The organism is Variovorax sp. GW821-FHT10C12, assembly GCF_059415405.1.
The window spans coordinates 2,304,586-2,325,445 of record NZ_JBWKNE010000001.1 but is presented as its reverse complement, the minus strand read 5'-3'; the positions used below and the strand labels follow the sequence as shown (position 1 = coordinate 2,325,445).

23 protein-coding genes are annotated in these 20,860 nt (G+C 68.9%); 15 read left to right on the top strand and 8 right to left on the bottom strand.

Features of this window, described 5'->3' with window-relative positions:
• Positions 1-8: 8 nt before the first annotated feature.
• The 7 genes from AC07OH_RS11035 to AC07OH_RS11005 are packed head-to-tail and all read left to right on the top strand — an operon-like array spanning position 9 to position 6,683.
• Entirely contained in the window at positions 9-1,280 is a 1,272-nt protein-coding gene (locus tag AC07OH_RS11035; RefSeq protein ID WP_495300640.1) for a pilus assembly protein TadG-related protein, read from the top strand.
• 5 nt (positions 1,281-1,285) lie between these two features.
• On the top strand, positions 1,286-1,744 hold the full coding sequence (locus tag AC07OH_RS11030) for a TadE/TadG family type IV pilus assembly protein (RefSeq protein WP_495300639.1): 459 nt from the start codon (positions 1,286-1,288) through the stop codon (positions 1,742-1,744).
• Positions 1,741-2,169, top strand: coding sequence for a TadE/TadG family type IV pilus assembly protein (locus tag AC07OH_RS11025; protein WP_495300638.1), 429 nt, complete (start codon positions 1,741-1,743; stop codon positions 2,167-2,169). Before AC07OH_RS11030 ends, AC07OH_RS11025 begins: the two co-directional genes overlap by 4 nt.
• 19 nt (positions 2,170-2,188) lie before the next feature.
• Positions 2,189-3,340 carry a CpaE/TadZ family protein gene (locus AC07OH_RS11020; RefSeq protein WP_495300637.1) on the top strand — a complete coding sequence of 384 codons (1,152 nt, stop codon included), beginning with the start codon at positions 2,189-2,191 and terminating at the stop codon, positions 3,338-3,340.
• Positions 3,341-3,383: 43 nt separating this feature from the next.
• Positions 3,384-4,754: a TadA family conjugal transfer-associated ATPase gene (locus AC07OH_RS11015; protein ID WP_495300636.1), complete on the top strand. Its 1,371-nt coding sequence runs from the start codon at positions 3,384-3,386 to the stop codon at positions 4,752-4,754.
• A 9-nt stretch (positions 4,755-4,763) separates the two neighbouring features.
• Positions 4,764-5,753, top strand: a complete 990-nt coding sequence (locus AC07OH_RS11010) for a type II secretion system F family protein (protein WP_495300635.1) — start codon at positions 4,764-4,766, stop codon at positions 5,751-5,753.
• Between the two features lie 12 nt (positions 5,754-5,765).
• The gene (locus AC07OH_RS11005; protein WP_495300634.1) at positions 5,766-6,683 is read left to right on the top strand and encodes a type II secretion system F family protein; all 918 of its coding nucleotides are present in this window, start codon (positions 5,766-5,768) and stop codon (positions 6,681-6,683) included.
• A 45-nt stretch (positions 6,684-6,728) separates the two neighbouring features.
• Here AC07OH_RS11005 and AC07OH_RS11000 read toward each other — a convergent pair whose 3' ends face one another.
• The 6 genes from AC07OH_RS11000 to AC07OH_RS10975 form a co-directional block, all read right to left on the bottom strand.
• On the bottom strand, positions 6,729-7,424 hold the full coding sequence (locus AC07OH_RS11000; RefSeq protein WP_495300633.1) for a response regulator: 696 nt from the start codon (positions 7,422-7,424) through the stop codon (positions 6,729-6,731).
• 32 nt (positions 7,425-7,456) lie between these two features.
• Positions 7,457-9,142, bottom strand: coding sequence for a sensor histidine kinase (locus AC07OH_RS10995; RefSeq protein WP_495300632.1), 1,686 nt, complete (start codon positions 9,140-9,142; stop codon positions 7,457-7,459).
• A 347-nt stretch (positions 9,143-9,489) separates the two neighbouring features.
• A complete protein-coding gene (locus tag AC07OH_RS10990; RefSeq protein WP_495300631.1) occupies positions 9,490-10,641 on the bottom strand; it encodes a calcium:cation antiporter in 1,152 nt (383 codons plus the stop codon).
• Between the two features lie 8 nt (positions 10,642-10,649).
• A complete protein-coding gene (locus tag AC07OH_RS10985; protein WP_159276280.1) occupies positions 10,650-10,832 on the bottom strand; it encodes a hypothetical protein in 183 nt (60 codons plus the stop codon).
• A 330-nt stretch (positions 10,833-11,162) separates the two neighbouring features.
• Positions 11,163-11,318 (bottom strand): hypothetical protein, encoded by a 156-nt coding sequence (locus tag AC07OH_RS10980; protein WP_495300630.1) that lies wholly within the window; start codon positions 11,316-11,318, stop codon positions 11,163-11,165.
• A gap of 157 nt (positions 11,319-11,475) precedes the next feature.
• Positions 11,476-12,408: a LysR family transcriptional regulator gene (locus AC07OH_RS10975; RefSeq protein WP_495300629.1), complete on the bottom strand. Its 933-nt coding sequence runs from the start codon at positions 12,406-12,408 to the stop codon at positions 11,476-11,478.
• Positions 12,409-12,506: 98 nt separating this feature from the next.
• Here AC07OH_RS10975 and AC07OH_RS10970 point away from each other — a divergent pair, with 98 nt between their 5' ends.
• The 8 genes from AC07OH_RS10970 (at position 12,507) to AC07OH_RS10935 (ending at position 20,102) form a co-directional block, all read left to right on the top strand.
• Positions 12,507-13,088, top strand: coding sequence for a DUF6506 family protein (locus AC07OH_RS10970; protein ID WP_495300628.1), 582 nt, complete (start codon positions 12,507-12,509; stop codon positions 13,086-13,088).
• Entirely contained in the window at positions 13,085-13,573 is a 489-nt protein-coding gene (locus AC07OH_RS10965) for an SgcJ/EcaC family oxidoreductase (protein WP_495300627.1), read from the top strand. Before AC07OH_RS10970 ends, AC07OH_RS10965 begins: the two co-directional genes overlap by 4 nt.
• 38 nt (positions 13,574-13,611) lie before the next feature.
• Positions 13,612-14,229 carry a nitroreductase family protein gene (locus AC07OH_RS10960; RefSeq protein ID WP_495300626.1) on the top strand — a complete coding sequence of 206 codons (618 nt, stop codon included), beginning with the start codon at positions 13,612-13,614 and terminating at the stop codon, positions 14,227-14,229.
• Complete coding sequence (locus tag AC07OH_RS10955; protein ID WP_495300625.1) at positions 14,226-15,083, top strand: EamA family transporter; 858 nt, start codon at positions 14,226-14,228, stop codon at positions 15,081-15,083. The genes AC07OH_RS10960 and AC07OH_RS10955 overlap by 4 nt, the downstream gene beginning before the upstream one ends.
• 154 nt (positions 15,084-15,237) lie before the next feature.
• Entirely contained in the window at positions 15,238-15,942 is a 705-nt protein-coding gene (locus AC07OH_RS10950) for a DUF3348 domain-containing protein (RefSeq protein WP_492677175.1), read from the top strand.
• 24 nt (positions 15,943-15,966) lie between these two features.
• Positions 15,967-18,789 carry a DUF802 domain-containing protein gene (locus AC07OH_RS10945; protein ID WP_495300624.1) on the top strand — a complete coding sequence of 941 codons (2,823 nt, stop codon included), beginning with the start codon at positions 15,967-15,969 and terminating at the stop codon, positions 18,787-18,789.
• Position 18,790: 1 nt separating this feature from the next.
• Positions 18,791-19,453: an OmpA family protein gene (locus AC07OH_RS10940; protein WP_495300623.1), complete on the top strand. Its 663-nt coding sequence runs from the start codon at positions 18,791-18,793 to the stop codon at positions 19,451-19,453.
• Positions 19,446-20,102, top strand: a complete 657-nt coding sequence (locus AC07OH_RS10935; protein WP_495300622.1) for a DUF2894 domain-containing protein — start codon at positions 19,446-19,448, stop codon at positions 20,100-20,102. The genes AC07OH_RS10940 and AC07OH_RS10935 overlap by 8 nt, the downstream gene beginning before the upstream one ends.
• 4 nt (positions 20,103-20,106) lie before the next feature.
• Here the strand turns inward: AC07OH_RS10935 and AC07OH_RS10930 are convergent, their stop codons facing one another.
• Together AC07OH_RS10930 and AC07OH_RS10925 are read right to left on the bottom strand one after the other, a co-directional pair.
• The gene (locus AC07OH_RS10930; protein ID WP_307585192.1) at positions 20,107-20,502 is read right to left on the bottom strand and encodes a VOC family protein; all 396 of its coding nucleotides are present in this window, start codon (positions 20,500-20,502) and stop codon (positions 20,107-20,109) included.
• Between the two features lie 19 nt (positions 20,503-20,521).
• A complete protein-coding gene (locus AC07OH_RS10925) occupies positions 20,522-20,857 on the bottom strand; it encodes a YnfA family protein (RefSeq protein ID WP_489058545.1) in 336 nt (111 codons plus the stop codon).
• Between the last annotated feature and the right edge of the window lie 3 nt (positions 20,858-20,860).

Genomic DNA, 20,860 nt, shown 5'->3' with positions numbered 1-20,860 from the left:
GACCGATCATGAAAGCCCGCCGCTCCCCCCGCCGCCAGCGCGGTGCAATGATCGTCACGGCTGCGCTGCTCCTGTTGTTCCTGCTCGGCTTCATGGGCATTGCGCTCGATCTCGGCCATTTGTTCATCGTCAGGACCGAGCTGCAGACAGCGGTGGACAGTTGCGCGCTGGCCGCGGCGCGCGAGCTCGACAAAACGAGCTCGGCGATCTCGCGGGCCAAGAGCGCCGGCCAAACGGCCGGCAACGCGAATCGGGTGAACATGCAGTCGGCCACCTGGGGCGGGCAGGGCCAGATCGTGGCCACCGAAGTCACGTTCCGCGACGCTTCTTATGCGCCCACGAGCGTTCCCACTGCGGCCGTCTACGCGCAATGCGCGCACAGCCAGCCCAACATCAGGATGTGGCTGATGCAGGCCATCGGCGCCTTCTCGGGTGATACCGCCGGCAACCCCGCGACACGCAGCGTGGCGGCAAGTGCAGTCGCCACCCGCGCAAGCGCACAGACCGCATGCCCCATTCCGGTCGCGGCGAAGCCGAAGCCGGGTGGCACGGCGCCGAACTACGGCTTTGCCGTCGGCGAATGGGTGACGCTCATCATGGCGCAGAACGCGGCCACGGGCGGCCAGATCGGCTGGGCCAACCTCGACGGCAGCAACAGCGCCTCGGAAACCGAAAACGAACTCAACGGCCGCTGTGGCGCCAGGGTGGGCGACACGATCGGCACCCCCGGCGTGCAGACCTCGGTGGCCGACACCTGGAACTATCGCTTCGGCATCTACAAGAACAGCGGCGATCCGAGCGTGGATCGGCCCGACTACACCGGCTATGCCTACACCCAGCTCAACTGGCCCGCGAAGTTCAACGCCTATACCGGCGTGCCAGGCGCTGGCGCAGACCCCACCGCGCAGAACTTCGTGACCAAGCGGGCCGCCTTCGCGTCCTGCGCCGACACCGGCACCAAGGTGAAGGGCGCGAACAGCTGCGAGTCGATCACCGGGCTGTCGCTCAACAGCTTCCAGAAGCTGGCCACGCCCGGCAACGTGGCCGGAGGCCACATGCAGTACGGCATGGACCGCCGCTTCGTCACGGTGCCGGTCATCGATGGCGGCAACCACGTGATCGACTACCTCTGCATGCTGATGCTGCAGCCGCTGAGCATTCCGATGACCGACACGCAACTCGAATTCCTCGGCAACGCGGGAGCCGCCGCCAGCCCTTGCACCACGAGCGGGCTGGCCGGTGGATCCGCAGGCCCGCTGGTTCCGGTCCTGGTGAGGTGAGCATCATGAAAAAGTCCCATCGCACCCAGCATGGCACCGCACTGATCGAGCTGGCGCTCATCACGCCGTTGCTGCTGGTGCTGACCTTCATCACCACCGAGTTCGGCCGTGCGGTGTACGAGTACAACACGGTCGTCAAATCAACCCGCGATGCGGTGCGCTACCTGTCGGTGCAGACACCCAACACGCACGTCGCCGAGGCGCGCAACCTGATCGTGTACGGCAACACCGCCGGTACCGGAACACCGCTGGCACGCGGGTTGAGCCTTTCGAACGTGCCCGCCGGCAGCTGCTGCACCTGGCAGGCGGCCGGGGCCAACCCGATCATCACCACGGTCACGGTGCGTGTCAGCAGCTATTCCTTTCATTCGATGTTCCCTTCGGTGATGGGTGTCGTTTTCACCGGTGCGAACGGCAACATCGTCTTCAGCGACATCACCGCCACCATGAGGGCTCCGTCATGAGACACCACGTCAACGGCGCGACCACCGTCGAATTCGCCTTGGGCCTGCTCATCTTCCTGATGCTCGTTCTGGGCATCGTCGACTTCTCGCGCATGCTGTTCATGTGGAGCGCGGCCCAGGAGGCCACGCGCGCGGGGGCCCGGTATGCGGTGGTGTGCGACGACACCGCCTACCAGGCCCAGGTGCTCGCCCGGATGCGGGCGCTGCTGCCGCAGATCAACACGGTGTCGGTGACGTGGGCGCCTTCGGGCTGCACGGCCGCCACGTGCCAGGGTGTCACCGTCAGCATCACCGGCCTGAACTACCAGTGGATTTCTCCCATCGTGGGCGCCGCCGGGCCATTGATCCCCATGCCTGGGTTCTCCACGTACCTGCCGCGCGAGGTCATGCGCAGGGACCCGAACAGCGCGGCCATCTGTTCCTAGCAGCACACAGGACACGACCATGAAGATCGCTATCGTTTCCCCCAATCCGAACCACCTGCAGGACATGCGCAAGGTGCTGGAGCCGCGCGGCCATGCCGTCTCGCTCTTCGAAGGCGGCAAGAGCCGCATGCAGGCGGTCGTCGAGAAGGTCACGCCCGACCTGCTGCTGGTCGACGGCATGTGCTGCGACCCGCAGGAGCTTTCGCTGGTGGAGGCCTTGACCTTGCGGCACCCGGCGGTGGCGGTGGTGCTGCTGTGCGCGATGCAGACGCCCGAGTTCCTGATCCACGCGATGCGCGCGGGCGTGCGCGAGGTGCTGCCGTCGCCCGCCGACACCGCCGCGCTCGAAGCGGCCGTCGGCCGCATCGCGCTCAAGATGGCCGGTTCGCAGGCGCACACCCCCGGGCGCGTGGTGGCGTTCATGCCGTGCAAGGGCGGCAGCGGCGCGACCTTTCTCGCGACCAACATCGCGCACCAGCTGTCGCGGGAGCGCTCGGTGCTGCTGATCGACCTGAACCTGCAGTTCGGCGACGCGCTGTCGTATGTGAGCGACCTGCGCCCGACCTCGACGATGGCCGACGTGGCGCGCGACATCGGACGCCTCGATGCTTCGCTGCTCGCGGCGAGCGTGGTGCGCGTGTCGCCCAGCTACAGCATCCTGCCCGCGCCCGAAGACTTGGCGCGCGCGATGGACGTCAAGGCCGAGCACATCGATGCCATTCTGCAGGTGGCGCTGGCGCAGTACGACTTCGTGATCTTCGACCTCGGCCCGCGCATCGACACGCTCACGCTGCGCGTGCTCGACCGCGCGGAACGCATCTTTCCCGTGCTGCAGACCAGCCTGCCGCACATCCGCAACGTGACGCGCCTGATGCAGGTGTTCAAGTCGCTCGGCTACGCCCCCGGCAAGGTCGAGCTGCTGGTGAACCGCAGCACCGGCGGCGGCGAGATCGGGCTGTCGGACATGCGCCGGTCGCTGCCCGGCGCGACGTTCACGACGGTGCCGGACGGCGGCAAGGACGTCGATGCGTCCATCAACCGCGGCGTGCCGCTGTCGGAGATGTCGCGCGGCAGCGCGCTCGCCAAGCGCCTCGACGAGATCGCCCACACGCTCAGCCCGCGGCCGGAAGCAACGCCCGGCTTCATGGGGCGGCTGTTCCGCCGTGCCTGAGACCACGCGGATTTCCATCCATACCCAGGCGGAGGTGCCAACCATGTCATTCAGGGACCAACTCAATGCGATCGACGGCGATGCCGGCGCGCGCCCGGCGGGGCCGGTCGTCGAGCTGACGGCGTCGCCTTTCGCCTCGGACACCTACAAGCTGCTGAAGGAGCGCATGCACCTGAAGCTGCTGGAACGCTTCGACCTGGCGGCGCTCGAAACCCTGCAGCCCGACGCGCTGCGGCAGGAAATCTCGACCATGGTCGGGCGGCTGCTGCAGGAAGAGCCCGAGGCGCTCAACGACATCGAGCGGCGCACGCTGATCCGCGACATCCAGCACGAGATGCTGGGCTTCGGGCCCATCGAGCTGCTGATGGCCGACCCGACCGTGTCGGACATCCTGGTCAACTCGCCGGACCAGATCTACGTGGAGCGCCGGGGCCGGCTGGAGCTGACCAACGTGAGCTTCACCGACGAGAAGCACCTGCTGCGCATCATCGACAAGATCGTCTCGCTGGTGGGGCGGCGCATCGACGAGTCCAGCCCCATGGTCGATGCGCGGCTGCCCGACGGTTCGCGGGTCAACGCCGTCATCGCGCCGGTGGCGCTGGACGGGCCGATGATGTCGATCCGCCGTTTCGCGAAGATTCCGCTGCGCATGAGCAACCTGGTGGGCGATCTCAAGTCGCTCACGCCGCCGATGGCGCAGATGCTCGAGGGCCTGGCCCAGGCCAAGGTCAACATGCTGATCTCGGGCGGCACCGGGGCAGGGAAGACCACGCTGCTGAACATTCTCTCGGGCTTCATCCCGGAGACCGAGCGCATCATCACCATCGAGGACGCGGCCGAGCTCCAGCTGCAGCAGCCGCACGTCGCGCGCATGGAGACGCGGCCGATGAACATCGAAGGCAAGGGCGAGATCACGCAGCGCGCGCTGGTGCGCAACGCGCTGCGCATGCGGCCCGACCGCATCGTGATCGGCGAGGTGCGCGGCGCCGAGGCGGTCGACATGCTGCAGGCCATGAACACCGGCCACGAAGGCTCGCTCACCACCATCCACGCCAACTCGCCGCGCGATGCGCTGGCGCGGCTGGAAAACATGATCGGCATGGCCAACCTGAACCTGCCGCACCGCACCGTGCGCCAGCAGATCGCCTCGGCGATCACGGTGGTGGTCCAGGTGCTGCGGCTGGTCGACGGGCGGCGCAAGGTCACCAGCATCCAGGAGATCACCGGCATGGAGGGCGAGATCGTCACCATGCAGGAGGTCTTCACCTTCCACCAGACGGGCATGGGGCCCGACGGCCAGGTGCGCGGCCATTTCCACGCGACCGGCGTGCGGCCGAAGTTCATGGAGCGGCTGCACGCGTACGGCGTGGACCTGCCCGACAGCATCTTCGATCCCGAGAAGCACTACGAATAGGAGCGCGCCATGTTCGACAACCTGGGAGGTGACACGCTGATCACGGTCACGGTGCTGGTCTTCGTGACCGCGCTGCTCATGATCGAGGGGCTCTACCTGCTGTGGCGGTCCTACAAGGGGCCCGACGCACGCAAGATCGAGAAGCGTCTGCAGGCGATGTCCGCCGCGATCGACCGCACGCCGCAGGCGCATCTCGCCAAGGAACGCATGCTCAGCGACGTGCCGTGGATGCAGCGCCAGTTGCTGGCGCTGCCGCGGGCGCACCGGCTGGACCGCTTCATCCTGCAGGCGGGGCTGGACTGGACGGTGTCCAGCTTCCTGCTGGCCTGCGGTGCGCTCGGCGTGTTCGCGTTCTTCGCCGTGTGGCTGGCACACCAGCCCGCGGTGCTGGCGCTGCTGGCCGGGGCCCTGGCGGCGGCGCTTCCTGTGCTGTACCTGCAGCATCAGCGCAGCCACCGGCTGGAGCGCCTCGAAAAGCAGCTGCCGGACGCGCTGGACCTCGTGACGCGCGCCCTGCGCGCGGGCCACTCCTTTGCCAGCGGTGTGCAGATGATCGGCGAGGAAATGCCCGAGCCGATCGCCAGCGAGTTCCGCCTGGTGGCCGACGAGGTGAATTTCGGCGTTTCGTTGCAGCAGGCGTTGACCAACCTCAGCGAGCGCGTGCCGCTCACCGACCTGCGCTACTTCGTGGTGTCGGTGCTGATCCAGCGCGACTCGGGCGGCAACCTGACGGAGGTGCTGGGCAACCTGAGCCGGCTCATCCGCGAGCGCTTCAAGCTGCTCGCGCGGGTGCGGGTGCTGTCGTCCGAAGGGCGGCTGTCGGCCTGGATCCTGGGCGTCATGCCGTTCGCCCTGGCGGCGCTCATGAACATCTTCAATCCCGAATTCATGGCGCCGCTGTGGACCGACCCGATCGGCCAGACGGTGCTGCGCTACATGCTGGTGCTGATGCTGGTGGGCATCGTGCTCCTGCGCAAGATCGTGAAGATCCACGTCTGAAGGAGAAGCGCCATGGCCATGCTGTTCCCCATCCTGGTTTTTCTGTCCGTGTCGCTGGCGGTCATCGGCCTGGCGGCGTGGCTGTCCCCGACGCGCACCGCGCAGCGGCTGCAGGCGGTGGCGCCGTCGTCAGGCAAGTCGGCCTGGACCGAGACGGCCGTCAAGCTGGTCGGGCCGTTCGCGCAGCTGTCGTCGCCGACCGGCGACGCCGACCTGTCGCCGCTGCGCGTGCGCTTCCTGAACGCCGGCATCCGTCATCCGGATGCGTACCTCGTGTACTTCGGCCTGAAGACGCTGCTGCCGCTGGGCTTCGCGGCCGTCGCGTTCCTCATGTTGCAAGCGACGGGGTCGGAGGGCGGCATGACGATGCTGCTGTGGCTTGCGCTGGCTGCGCTGGCCGGCTGCTACCTGCCCAACCTGGTGCTGCGCCTGCGCATCCGCGCGCGGCGCCGCGAGATCTTCGAGAACTTCCCCGACGCCGCCGACCTCATGCTGGTGTGCGTGGAGGCGGGGCTCGGGCTGGACGCGGGGCTGGCCAAGGTCACCGAGGAAATCAAGATCAAGAGCCAGGCGCTCGCGCAGGAACTGCACTGGACCAACCTGGAAATGCGCGCCGGCGGCACGCGCGAGAAGTCGCTGCGCAACCTGGCGCTGCGCACGGGCGTGGAAGAAATAAGCACCTTCGCCACCATGCTGACCCAGGCGGACCGCTTCGGTACCAGCATCGGAGAGTCGCTGCGTGTGTTTTCGGACGACCTGCGCCACAAGCGCCAGGTGCGCGCCGAGGAGCTGGCCGCGAAGGTGCCGACCAAGATGCTGCTGCCGCTGGTGCTGTGCATCTTCCCGTGCATCTCGCTGGTGATCCTCACGCCGGCGGCGATCCGCGTGATCCGGATGATCGGGCCGATGTTGAGCGGCGGGCAGCTGTAAGGGGGGCGCGCAGGCGGCGCGCAGCAGGCGCCGCCCCGCAGCGTTTCAGGATGCCAGCGTGTCGAGCTGGTGCTTGATCGCGTAGATGTACAGCTCGAGCCGGTTCGTGACGCCCAGCTTCTGGTAGATGGCGCACAGGTGGTTGCGCAGCGTGTGCTCTGTGACGAAGGCGCGCTCGGCAAGCACCTTGTTGGAGGCGCCGCAGCCCGTCACGACGATGTGGATGATCTCGCGCTCCTTGTGCGTCAGCGTGGCCTGCCGCGCCGTGTCGGGGTCGGCCTTCGCGGGCTTCTTGGCCGACGTGAGTTCGGAGAAGACGCGGCCCATGGTCTGCGCGTCGACGCACAGCTCGCCCTGGTGGACGCGTGAAATGGCGTCGAGCAGCTGCTGCGCCGAGGCGTCCTTGCCCACCACGCCGCGCGCACCGCGCAGCACAGCCTGGTCGAGCGTGCGCTGCTCCTTCTCGGCCGTCAGCACCATCACGCGCGACACCTCGTTGGCCAGCAGCCGGGGCAGGATGTCCAGCGCGCTGTGGCCGTCCAGGTCGAGGTCGAGCACGATGACGTCGGGTGCGAGGCTTTGCGCCGTGGCCACCGCTTCGTCGCAACAGCTGGCCGTGCCGACCACCTTCATGCGCGGCTGCTCGCCGTCGATCAGCTTCGACAGGCCCCACAGCATGGTCTTGTGGTCGTCCACGAGCAGCACGGCAATGGGATGGTCGGGATGGTCGAGGGTTTGCATGACGGACTCCTTCCTGTGTCTGCGGCGAGCGGTCAGATCGGGATTTCGATCCGCACCGCCGTGCCGCCGTTCGCGCATCGGTCGACATGCGCCTGGCCGCCCAGGGCCGCGGCGCGCTCGGTGAGGGAGCGTGGGTGGAAGGCGGTGAAGCTTTCCTGGCAGGCGTCGTTCTCGATGCACAAGGCCAGCTGGCCGTTCTTGCAGTCGATGCGCACGCTGCCGTGGCGCGCATGGGTGTGCTTGCAGATGTTGTTCAGCCCCTCGCTCACCATCTGCAGCAGCTCCGCGGTCACGCGGTCGTCCAGGTGCAGCGGGGCGTCGATGGCCATCACGATGTCGATGTCGATGCCGTACAGGCCCTTGATCCGCGCGGCCTGGCGCTCGATGTGGGGCCGCACGAGTCCGCCCGGGTCGTTCGCGCCGTGCCTGACTTCGCCGGCGTAGCGGCGCAGGTCGGCGATCACGCCGTCGGCCACCTCCGAGAGCTTGTCGAGGTCTTCGCGCAGCGGGTTGTCGACGCCGGCGCGCTTGCGCAGTGCGCACAGGCCCATGCGCAGGCCGATGTAGGGCTGGATGGCGGTGTCGTGCAGGTCCAGCGCGATCTTCAGGCGCTCCGTCGACGCGGCTTCCGAGGCCATCCGGTCGAGCACCTCGATGGTTTCGATCACCGGGAAGATCTGCTCCATGAGGTGCGCGAGGAACAGCGCGTCGGACTTGCCCAGCCGCCCGTCGCGCGACGAGATGAACACCCGGCCTTCGCCCAGGCGCATCGGCAGCGGCGCGCTGATGAAAGCGCGGGCCTCCAGCATGGCGGCGACGGTGGCGCAGCGCTGCGCGGCCTCTTCGTCGGCGCGGCGCCAGGCGGTCGCGCCCGCTGCGAAGACGTGGTGCTGCGCGCGAAGGTGGCTCAGCGGCCAGGGCAGGCGGTTGCTCATCACGATGCTGTCGGGCGCCAGGGCCATGAGCGGCGATCCCGCGAGGCGGCCGATGCTCTCGATGCTCACCTGCTCGCAGGTGTCGTCCTCGCGCAGCGTGCGCAAAGTCCAAGTGCCGGTGGCGCGGTCGCGCGTGAGCAGGATGCAATGGCTGGCCTTGAAGAAGGCCAGGGTGCGCTCCATCGTGCGGGCGATGGTGCGCCCGGCGCCGAAGCGCGGGTTCGACAGCTGGCTCACGTCGCCCAGCAGCGCCAGGCGCCGTTGGAGCGCCAGCTTGGAGCCGCCCCAATACACGATCATGTGCCCCAGCGCCAGCAGGAAGGCGGTGCGCATCAGCAGCTGCGGCGTGTCGTCCGAGCACGTGACCAGCCCGCAGGCAACGAACGAGGCGACCGACGCCACCGTCACGCGGGCACCTTCCTCGAAGCCCCAGCGGAACGAGGAAGTGAGGATGGCGAAGAAGTAGAAAAGGAAGAACAGGCTGTGGGTGCCGTCGGTCACCGCCATGATCAGCGTGAACCACAGCACGTCGGACCAGTGGATCGCCCGGCCCTGGAAGTAGGGCCGTCCCACCGCCGTGCAGACGTGGATCAGCAGGCTGTGAAGGATGTAGCCGAAGAAGGCCAGCCAGACCGCTGCGGGAACCTGGTTGTGGCTATCGGCGGCGTCGACCGTGATCGCCAGCAGGGCCGAAATCGACAGCACGAGCCGCATGCGTCCCACCATGAGCGCATCCGCCGCCAGGCTGGCGTCGATGCTGGGGGCGGAGCCGCGAACTCGCATGGGGATGCATCCTGTGCATGGGCCATGTCAGGCACCGCGAGTGATCGCGGTACAGGCGGGGGCGCTCGGCAGTGACAGTTTGGAATACATTTTTATTGCCAAAGACCACAACGTGTGACGAGTTCACATTACTACTTTGGTGTTCAGATGCAATTGAAATCTCATTCCATTAACGTTTGGTAACTATATTTGCATTAAATTTCATGCGGATAAATAGGCCACTGCACGAGGGCGGAGAGAGGGCCTGGTGGCGGTGGGGGAGGCCCCGCAGAGGGCGAGGTACCTCAACGGGGCGCCCGCCTGCCTTGGCGAAGGCGCAGGCGGTGGGGTAACCCGGCTGCGCGCCCTCAGGGCAGGAACAGCAGCATCGCGTACACCGCGAACAGCATCAGGTGCATGAGGCCCTGGATCGGCGACGTGCGCTGCCCGTTGAAGCTCAGCATCGTCAGCACCGCCGTCACCGCGAACAGCAGGGTTTCCGCGCCCGAGATGCCCATGAGCACCTGCTTGCCCGTGACCAGCCCGATGATCAGCACGGCCGGCACCGTGAGCCCCACGGTGGAGACGAAGGCGCCCAGGCACAGGTTGATGGCGCGCTGCATCTCGTTGTTCATCGCGGCGCGCACGGCGGTGATCGACTCGGGCGTGAACACGATGATGGCGATGAGCACGCCGCCCACGGCCGCGGGCGCGCCGGCCGCGGCGATGCCGTAGTCGGTGACCACCGCGAGGTAGTGCGCGAGCAGCACGATGGGCAGGATCATCGCGAGCAACAGCAGCGAGCGCACGACCACGGCGCGCTTGTCCAGGCCGCCGTGCGCTGACTGTGTCGCGGGGGAGGGCGCGGTCGCACGTACCGACATGTGCCCCGGCGCCGGCTGGACGAAGAAGCGCTGGTGGCTGCGCATCTGCATCCAGAGAAACGCGCCGTACAGCACGGCGGTGAGCACCGACATGCCGATCGCCTGCACCGGCGTGAACTCGCCCGCACCCGAGCTGTGGTTGGGCAGCACCAGCGCCGTGCCGGTCAGCAGCACGATCATCGACACATAGGCGCCGGCGCCCTGCGCGTTGTATTCCTGGTCGCCGTGGCGCGCCGCACCGGCGATGAGGCAGATGCCGATGACGAGGTTCAGGATGATCATCATCACGGCGAAGATCGAGTCGCGCCCGATGGTCGGAAACTCGCCCGGGCCGAGCAGCACCGAGGCGATGAGGATCACCTCGATCGACACGATCGACAGCGTCAGGATCAGCGTGCCGTAGGGCTCGCCCAGCTGGTGCGCCAGGTGATCGGCTTCGCGCACCACGCCGAAGGACGCGGCCAGGATGGTGACGAACAGCGCAAGAAAAACGCAGCCGGCCATCACGGGGCTGATCGGCGCGGCCAGCCAGCGGTCGCCGAACGCGACGAAGAGCCCGACCACGAGCCAGGCGGCGGCGATCAGGGCCCAGGTGGCGAGCGGCACGAGGCGGGCAGGGGTGTGGGTTGTGGTCATGTGCGTTGTCACTCCGACATCAAGAGGGAAGCCAGGGCCAGCAGGCCGCTGCCTGCGAGGCTGAGCCCGCTGGCGGTCCACAGGGCCTTCACGTCGCGCGGCTCGCAGCCTTCGCGGCGCGCATGCCATGCGGCGTACGCCAGGGCCACCGCCATGGTCAACGCGGGCCAGTGCAGATCAAGACCGTTCATCGTCTCGCTCCCGATGCGGCGAACCCGCGCCGACATTCGGCGCGGTACGACAGCCGCGTGGCGCCGGGGCGCACGTGCAGGCGCACGGCACCGAGCGTCAGCCAGAAGGCATCCGACCCAAGGGCCCGAGGAAGACGGAAAAGGGAAAAGAGGCGTCGCGCAGCGAGGCGCCAGGAAGGGAGCAGTTCGGCCATGTCGAAACTTCGCGAGAAGTCAGGAAAGGGCCGTCCCTTGCAAGGTGGAGGTGCAAGGCCGAGGTCGTCCTCGGCCCGGTTCGCGCAGGGCGCGCGAACGAAAAAATGATAGCAGGGAAACTGCCGGCGGGCGCGCTCAGCCTCCGCGCGCGCGCACCTGGGCCGCGTGCAGGAGGCGGGCGTTGTCTACCTTTTGCTTGGAAAGAAGATGCATCTTGCTGCAGCTCGAACAGCGGTACAGGCGCAGCCAGGGCAGCAGGCGCATCCACGCGGCGCGCGGCTGGCGATCCATGTCCTGAGGATGGCAGGGGCAGGCAGAAACCGAATGAGACGACGACATTTGTCCGAATGACCATGCTGTCCAGATCCCACCCTGACCAAGCTCTGTGGCTCTTCGGCTACTGGGAATTGAAAGTATTCATTCTTACGACAAATGTAAACAAGCACACTCACCTGTTCTGGGTATTTGGCTGCTTCGGGCCACGGAAAACGGTGGAGAGAATGCGGCTGAGTCCCGATGCCGCAGGGCCGAACGGTCGGTCGATGCGGCGGATCAGGTAGACCGGCAACGGCCGCGGCGCCGTCGTGCGCTGCATGGCCAGCGGCACGTGCGCCAGCCGCTTCGCTTTCAGGTCGGCCTGCACCATCCACAGCGGCAGGTGGCCCCAGCCGACGCCGCCGAGGATGAGTGCGTGCTTGGTCGCGATCTCGCTGACGCGGCAGGTCTTCTGCGACAGCACGCCGAAGTTGCGTCCCTGCGAGCGCGCCGACGGGTCGGCCACGACGACCTGGACGTGGTCCGCCAGGTCGACCGTCGTCCATCGCGTGGCGGTGGCCTGCGCGAGCGGGTGAGCCGGATGGCACACCGCGACCATGCCCGCGATCTCGCCGACCCCCTCCGACGCCACATGCGGATCGTGTTCTTCCGCGGCCGTGAGGCCGAGGTCGCAGCGGCCTTCCAGCACGGCGGTCAGCGCCGACGTCATGGGCGCGGCTTCCAGTTCCAGCCGCACGCTGGGGAACTCCGCCTGGAAGCGGCAGATGGCGTCGGCCACGAGCGGCAGCGGCAGCAGCGGGTCTTGCGCCATGCGCAGTTCGGCCTCGACGCCCTCGCTGAAGCTGTTGGCCCGCGCGCGGAACGCGTCGGCCTTGATCAGCAGCGTGCGCGCTTCCGCCAGCAGCGTGGCGCCGGCCTCGGTGAGCACCGGGCGGTGCTGCGAGCGGTCGAACAGCGACAGGCGCAGCTCGGATTCGAGGTTGGCAATCGCGGCGCTGAGGCCGGACTGCGCCCGCCCGAGCGAGCCGGCCGCCGCGCGGAAGGAGCCCCGGTCGGCAATCGAGACGAAGACGCGCAATTGGTCGAGGGTGAGGGCGTCCAGCATGATCTGATTTTGTGATCAATTCGATCTAAATTTTATCAATTGTGCAGATCGATGGTCTGCGGGAGCATTGGCTTCTTCTCCTTTCCTGGAAGCAAGCCATGAAGAAAGCCATCGTCTACGAAGCCACCGGCGCCGACCCCCGGCGCGACCATCTCGAGCGCAAGGACCTGACCATCGTGGCGGTCGGCCACCCGGGCGAACTGGCCGACGTGGCGATCGACCTGGCGCGTGACGGCGTGGAACTCATCGAGCTGTGCGGCGGCGTCTCGCCCCGGTGGCGCCCGCTGGTCAGCGCCGCGGCCGGCCCGGGCGTGCAGGTCAGCTCGGTCACCTTCGGCATGGAGTCGCTGGCACCGGCCGCGCGCTTCAGCCAGGCCCACGCCGACGGCGCGCCGTTGCCGGCCGCCTTCATCTTTCTGGAGCCCGGCGCCGACGCGCGCCGCGACCGCTTCGTGCAGACCTTCATGCGCGAGCACACGACCTTCGTGCCGGTGCCCGACGAGGCGGCGGCCGTCGCCGCGGCGCGCGGGCTGGTGGCCGACGGCGTCGGGCTCATCGAGCTCTACGGCGGCTTCACGAGCGCAGGCGCCGCCGCCGTCATCGACGCGGTGCAGGGAAGGGCGCCGGTCGGCATCGGCAGCTTCACGCTCGATGCGACGCATCCGGGGGACCACGCATGAGACATCGCCCACGCCCGACCGTGAGCTATGCCGCCTCGTCGCCGCGGCAGCGCACGCATGACATCGAACTGATCGAAGGCGTCGTCGCCCGTGTCGAATCGACGCAGCGGGCGCGCGATGTCGACGGCTTCACCCGCCTGCTCACGCCCGAGGCCGTGTGGGTGACCGCCTTCGGTCGCCGGCTCAACGACTGGCCGAAGATCCGCGAGTTCACCGCCAGCGTGCTCACGCCCGCCATCGGCGACGAGCACGCGTTCTACGACGTGGAGCACGTCACCTTCCTGAGCGACACCATCGCGGTCGTCAACGTGCGCCAGCGCCCGGTCGATGCGGCCGGCGCGCCGCTGGCGGGGCGGGCCGAAGGACGCCCGCTGTACGTGATGAGCAAGCACGGCGACGGCTGGATGATCGCCGCCGGCCAGAACACCCCGCGCCAGGAAGCCGCCATCGCCGCGCAGGCACAGGCGCTGCCCGATCGCCAATGACCGCGCCCTTCTTCTTTGCCTCCTCCTTCTCCATCGCCATGACCCATCCTGCGCTGACCCTCATCGAACAACGTGTCTCGGCCAACCGCTTCGACCCGTCCCACGTGCTGCAAAGCGAAGAGATCGAATCGCTGATCCGCTTCGCCACGCGGGCACCCACGGCCTACAACCTGCAGAACTGGCGCTTCATTGCCGCACGCACGCCGCAGGCCAAGGCGCGGCTGCGGCGGGTGGCGCAGGACCAGCCCAAGGTGAGCGAGGCGGCCGTCATCTTCATCGTCTGCGGCCTGCTGCCCGACCACGAGGCGCTCGCCGACCGGCTGCGCCCGTTCATGGAGGCCGGCTTCATGTCGCCCGACACGGCGGCCGGCTGGCGCGAAGGCGCGCGCCTGCAGTACGCCGACGACCCGCGCACCGCGCGCGACGAGGCCGTGCGCAGCGCCGCCTTCGGCGCCGCCACGCTCATCCACGCGGCCGAGGCGCAGGGGCTCGTGTCGGGGCCGATGGTCGGCTTCGACCCCGAGGGCGTGACCCGCGAGTTCGGCCTGCGGCCGCACGAGGTGCCCGTGGTGCTGGTGGCCGTGGGCCGCGCCGCGCCAGGCAACTGGCCGCAGAAGCCGCGCCGCCCGCTGGCCGAAGTGCTCGACATCCTGTGAAGGCGCGCGCCACCGACCTGTGGCTGACGGCGATCGCGCCGGCCATCTGGGGCAGCACCTACATCGTCACGACCGAGTTCCTCGCCGGCTGGCCACCGATGACCGTCGCGATGCTGCGGGCGCTGCCCGCCGGGTTGCTGCTGTTGCTGATCGTGCGGCAGCTGCCGCGCGGCTTGTGGTGGGGGCGGGTGTTCGTGCTCGGCGCGCTCAACTTCTCGCTCTTCTGGGCGATGCTGTTCGTGTCGGCCTACCGGCTGCCGGGCGGCGTGGCGGCGACCGTGGGTGCGGTGCAGCCGCTGCTGGTGATCGTGCTGGCGTACGTCCTCTTGCGCAGCCCGATCCGGCCCTGGTCGATCGTCGCGGCGCTGGCGGGGTTGGGCGGCGTCGCGCTGCTGGTGCTCACGCCGCGCGCGGCGCTCGATCCGGTCGGCATCGCCGCGGGCCTGGCGGGCGCAGCCTCGATGGCCTGCGGCACGGTGCTGAGCCGACGCTGGCAGCCGCCGGTGTCGCCGCTCACCTTCACCGCGTGGCAGCTCACGGCGGGCGGGCTGTTGCTGGTTCCCGTGTCGCTCGCGCTCCACCCGGCGCTGCCCGTGTTCACGACGCCCAGCCTGCTGGGGCTCGCGTGGCTCGGGCTGGTGGGTGCGGCGCTGACCTACATCCTGTGGTTTCGCGGCATCGCGCGGCTGGAGTCGTCGGTCGTGTCGTCGCTGGGTTTCCTGAGCCCGCTGACGGCGGTGGTGCTTGGCGGCGTGTTCCTGCAGCAGACGCTCACGCCGGCGCAGGTCGCGGGGCTCGTGCTGGTGATCTGCAGCATCGGGGTGGCGCAGCGCGCGCAGGCCAGGGCTGCCTGAAAAAGGCTGCACGGGCGGGCTGGGAGGGCCCCGATTTCCTCGACTCCTGTCACACCCCGTTTCACTTCTCCCGCGCTTCGTGTGCACCAGTTCACAGAGGGAAAGCCGCCAGTTGACCGGTGTAAACTGCCCGGTTTTCTCCCTCTCTCGCGGTATGGTGCAAGTGTCACGGCGCACAGGCTTCACCGGCTCGGCGCTCACTCGCTTGCTCGCTCAATTGAGCGACATCGACGTTCCCGAATCCAGGCAAGCCCTCGCGGATCGTTTGAGTCAGTGGTTCAGTTGGACCGACGCCATCTCCTTGTCTGCAGCTTTGGATTCCGATCTGGGCGTCGCCGTGTCCGGCGTCCGGGCGTCCGAGGGCGCCGAGGAGGCGCAGGAGTGCGCGCGCCTGAAGGCCGCACTGGCCAAGGGCAATGCCGACGGCGGCGTGGCCTCTGTGCTGCCCGGCGCGAACGATGACTTTCCGCCGTACCGCCGCCGCTACTTCGCGCGGCAGCAGGCCATGGAAACAGCCATCGAACCGCTGCGCGCGCGCCTGCGGGCCCGGCTCGCCACCCGATCGCCCGAGCTGGCCCGGCTGGCTGCGGTGGACGCCATCCTGGAGCAGGTGGTGGGCGCCCGCGAACGCAGCCTGCTGGCGAGCGTGCCGTCGCTGCTGGAGAAACACTTCAAGCGCCTGCGCGAGGCCGACCAGGCCGCGCAGGACGCACACCCCGACACCCCCCAGCCGCCACCGAATTCCGCCGGCGGCTGGCTGAACGTGTTCGGCCGCGACATGCAAAGCGTGCTGCGGGCCGAGCTGGACATTCGCATGCAACCGGTCGAAGGCCTGCTAGAAGCCCTTCGCGATCGCTAGCCCCATAAGAGACAACAAGCTTCCATGAACAGATTTTTCCATTACGCCGTCTTCCTCGTGGGCCTGGCCGTCGTGTGCTGGGTCGGTGCCAGCTACGTGGGCCACAACCCGCTGGCCCTGGTGATCACGGCGCTGATCGGCGCGTTCTACCTGATGGGTGCGCTGGAGCTGCACCGCTTCCACCAGGCCACCGGCACGCTGTCGCATGCGGTGAACGACCTGTCGGCGCCGCCGGCCAGCCTCGGCGATTGGCTCGCCGGCCTGCATCCTTCGCTGCGCAACGCGGTGCGCCTGCGCATCGAAGGCGAGCGCGTCGGCCTGCCGGGCCCGGCGCTCACGCCGTACCTCGCGGGCCTGCTGGTGCTGCTGGGCATGCTGGGCACCTTCCTGGGCATGGTGGTCACGCTCAACGGCACCGGGTTGGCGCTCGAAAGCGCGACCGACGTGCAGGCCATCCGCAACTCGCTGTCGGCACCCGTGCGCGGTCTGGGCCTGGCCTTCGGCACCTCGGTGGCGGGCGTGGCCGCATCGGCCATGCTGGGCCTGGCCTCGGCGCTGTGCCGGCGCGAACGCCTGCTGGCCGGGCAGTCGCTCGACACGCTCATCGCCACGTCGCTGCGCGGCCACTCGATGGCGCACCGCCGCGAAGAGTCGTTCAAGCTGATGCAGCAGCAGGCGCATGCGATGCCCGCGCTGGTCGACCAGCTGCAGGCGATGGTGGCCGCGATGGACCGCCAGAGCCAGTCGATCAACGAACGCCTCGTCGCCAGCCAGGACACCTTCCACCAGAAGACCGAAGCCGCCTACACGGGGCTCGCCGCCTCGGTCGACCGCTCGCTCAAAGACAGCCTGGCCGACAGCGCCCGCATCGCTGGCGAAACCATCCAGCCCGTTGCGAAGGTCATGCCCGAACTGGTCGGCCAGCTGCAGACCATGATGGCCGCGATGGAACGCCAGACCCAGACGCAGAACGACCGCCTCGTCGCCAGCCAGGACAGCTTCCACCAGAAGGCCGAAGCCGCGTACACGGGGCTGGCCGCCTCGGTCGATCGCTCGCTGAAGGACAGCCTGGCCGACAGCGCCCGCATCGCCGGCGAGACCATCCAGCCCGTGGCGAAGGTCATGCCCGAGCTGGTCGGCCAGCTGCAGACGATGATGGCTGCGCTGGAACGCCAGGGCCAGGCACAGAACGAGCGCCTCGTCGCCAGCCAGGACAGCTTCCACCAGAAGGCGGAAGCCGCGTACAGCGGCCTGGCCGCCTCGGTCGATCGCTCGCTGAAGGACAGCCTCACCGACACCGCCCGCATCGCCGGCGCGACGATCCAGCCCGTGGTCGAGGCGGCCATGCTCGGCATCGCGCGCGAAGCCGCGTCGCTGCAGGGCGGCATGGCGCAGGCCGTCGAACGGCAGCTCGAAGGCCTCACGGGCCGTTTCGAGGCCTCGACCGCCGGCGTGGCCGACACTTGGAAGGCCGCGCTGGCCGAACACGAGCGCGCGAGCGGGGCGCTGTCGAGCGACCTGCGCGGCACGCTCGAACGCTTTGCCGAGACCTTCGAGCAGCGCTCGGCCGCGCTGGTCGAGGGCGTGTCGGCCCGCCTCGAAAGCACCGTGGGCAGCGTGTCCGACACCTGGGGCAGCGCGCTCGCGCAGCACCAGCGCGTGAGCGAAAAACTGTCAGGCGATTCGCACCAGGCGCTCGCCGCCGCTGCCGCCACCTTCGAACAGCATTCGGTGTCGCTGCTGCGCACCGTGGGCGAGGCCCACACCAGCCTGCAGACCGAACTGGCGGCGCGCGATGCGCAGCGCCTGTCGGCCTGGAGCCAGTCGCTCGAAGCCATGGCCGCATCGTTGCAGAAGGAATGGCAGCAGGCCGGCGCGCACACGCTGAGCCAGCAACAGCAACTGAGCGACACGCTGGCGCAGGCCGCGCGCGACGTGTCGGCGCAGGCCGAGGCGCATGCCAAGCAGACCGTCGCCGAAGTCGCGCAGCTGCTGCAGGCCGCGTCGGACGCACCCCGCGCCGCCGCCTCGCTGCTCGACACCGTGCGCGAGGCGCACGCCAACCTGCAGACCGAACTCGCCACGCGCGACGCGCAGCGCCTCGCGGCCTGGAGCGGCTCGCTCGAGACCATGGCCGCCTCGCTGCAGAAGGAATGGCAGCAGGCCGGCGCGCACAGCCTGAGCCAGCAGCAGCAGATGAGCGAGACGCTCGCGCAGACCGTGCGCGACATGTCGGCGCAGGCCGAGGCCAACGCCAAGCAGACCGTGGCCGAAGTCGCGCAGTTGCTGCAGGTGGCGGCCGAGGCACCGAAGGCCGCGGCCGACGTGATCGCCGAGCTGCGCCAGAAACTGTCCGACGGCATGGCGCGCGACAACGACATGCTCGAAGAGCGCAGCCGCATCCTCGGCACGCTCGAAACCTTGCTGGGCGCGGTGAACCATGCCTCGACCGAACAGCGCAGCGCCATCGACGCGCTCGTCACGGCCTCGGCCGACATGATGGGGCGCGTGGGCAGCCGCTTCACCGAGAAGGTCGAGAGCGAGACCGAGAAGATGGCCGGCATCGCCGCGCAGATCACCGGCGGCGCGGTCGAGGTGGCGAGCCTGGGCGAGGCCTTCGGCTTTGCCGTGCAGCGCTTCGGCGAATCGAACGACAAGCTGGTGGCGCACCTGCAGCGTATCGAAGGCGCGCTGGGCAAGTCGCTGGCGCGCAGCGACGAGCAGCTGGCCTACTACGTGGCGCAGGCGCGCGAGGTGATCGACCTGAGCATCATGTCGCAGAAGCAGATCGTCGAAGACCTGCAGCAGTTCGCCAGCCGCCAGACCGCCGTGACCAGCGAGGCCTGAGATGGTGCGCGACGAGATCGACCTCGACGCCGGCCTGGAGCCGACCGTCCCCGTGTGGGCGGTGTTCGGCGACCTGATGGCGGGCATGCTGGGTGCGTTCGTGCTGATCCTGGTGTGCGTGCTCGGCATGCAGCTGGACCTGGCGAGCCGCCTCGAAACCGAGGTGCAGCAGCGCCGTGCCGAATCGCAGCGCCGCGAGGCGCTCGAACAGGCGCTGGCCGGTCCGCTCGCCGCGGGCCGCGTGACGCTCAACAACGGCCGCATCGGCATCAGCGGCAGCGTGCTGTTCGCCTTCAACTCCGCCGACCTGCAACCCGGCGGCCGGCAACTGCTGAAAAGCCTGGCGGGCCCGCTGGGCGCCTACCTGAAGGCGCGCGACGAGATCCTGATGGTGAGCGGCTTCACCGACGACCGGCAGATGCGCGAGGGCGCGCGCCTGTTCGCCGACAACTGGGAGCTGTCGGCCCAGCGCGCGCTCACCGTGACGCGTGCGCTGATCGAAGAGGGCGTGCCCTCGTCGTCGGTGTTCGCCGCCGCCTTCGGCGCCGAGCAGGCCGTGGCCTCGAACAGCGACGCCGAAGGGCGCGCAAAGAACCGGCGCGTGGAGATGGCGCCGACGCCCCGGCCCAAGAACGCCCCCGACGCTGCGAAGCCCCGTGAGTAACGACAGCGCACCGGACGACCAGCTCGACGCGATCGCGGCGCTCGACGCCTGGCGCGCGCGCGGCGACGACCGCTTCGACCCGGTGCGCTTCCGCTTCATCGAGGCGATGGCGCAGCGCGCGGCGGCGCACGAGGGCGAGGCACGGCACCTGCTCGACGCGCGGCTGGCCAGCCTCATGGCGACCTACCGCGCCGATCTGGAGAAGGTCGCACCCGAGGCCGAGGCGCCGGCCGAGGCGCCGCTGCACACCGCGCTCGCCGAGCTGATGAACCACATCGCCCAGCTCGCACCGCTGCCGGCGCCGCCCGACGCGGAGGCGACCGACGGTGACACCGTGCCCAGCCTGTCCACGGCACCCGAGCTCAAGACGCTGAGCTACTTCCGCGGCACCTGGTCCAAGCTCGCCGCCGACCAGCGCGTGACGCAGTCGCTCGCCAAGGTGCCGAAGAACGCCGGCCCGCTCAACACGCACCACCTGGTGCAGCGCGCGCTCACGCTGATGCGCGACCTGTCGCCGCAGTACTTGCAGCGCTTCATGGCGCACGTCGATGCGCTGCTGTGGATCGAGCAGGTGAACGCCGCCGCCGAGGCCGCGCGCGTGGCGCGCACCGAGAGCCCGCGCAAGAGTTCGCGCAGCCGCGCGAGCTAGAAGCTCAGCCCGCCGCGTCGTGGCACACGACGCACAGCTTGTTGCCGTCCGGGTCGCGGAAGTACGCGCCGTAGTAGTCCGGGTGGTAGTGCGTGCGCAGCCCCGGCGGGCCTTCGCAGCTGCCGCCGTGCGCGAGCGCGATGCGGTGAACCGCATCGACCATCGCCCGCGTGCCGGCGGTGAACGCCGCCATCTGGCCGTTGCCCGCATCGTGCGGCCGGCCGTCGTGGGGCTGGCAGATCACGAAGAAGGGCCGCGCGCGCCCCGCGCTGTGCCAGCCCGCCCAGGGCTTCTCCGGCTCGCAGAAGCGGCGCTCCAGGCCGAGGCCGTCCATCACCGCGTCGTAGAAGGCCAGCGCGCGGTCGAAATCGGAGACGCTGAAGAAGACATGAGAGAACATTTCGGCTCCTTGTGAAACGTCAGCCCGCGCTGCGCGGCCCGAACATGATGATGCCCATGCCGACGAAGCACACGGCCACGCCGACCCAGTCGCTGGCCGAGGGCGTCACCTTGTCCACGGCCCAGAGCCACAGGATGGCCACGCCGATGTAGACCCCGCCGTAGGCCGCATACACGCGGCCCGCGGCGGTCGGGTGCAGCGAGAGCAGCCACGCGAAGAGCGCCAGGCTCAGCGCCGCGGGCAGCAGCAGCCAGGCCGACTGGCCCTGCTTGAGCCACAGATAGGGCAGGTAGCAGCCGACGATTTCCGCGAGCGCGGTCGCGACGAAGAGGCCGAGGGTCTTGAGCAGGTCCATGGC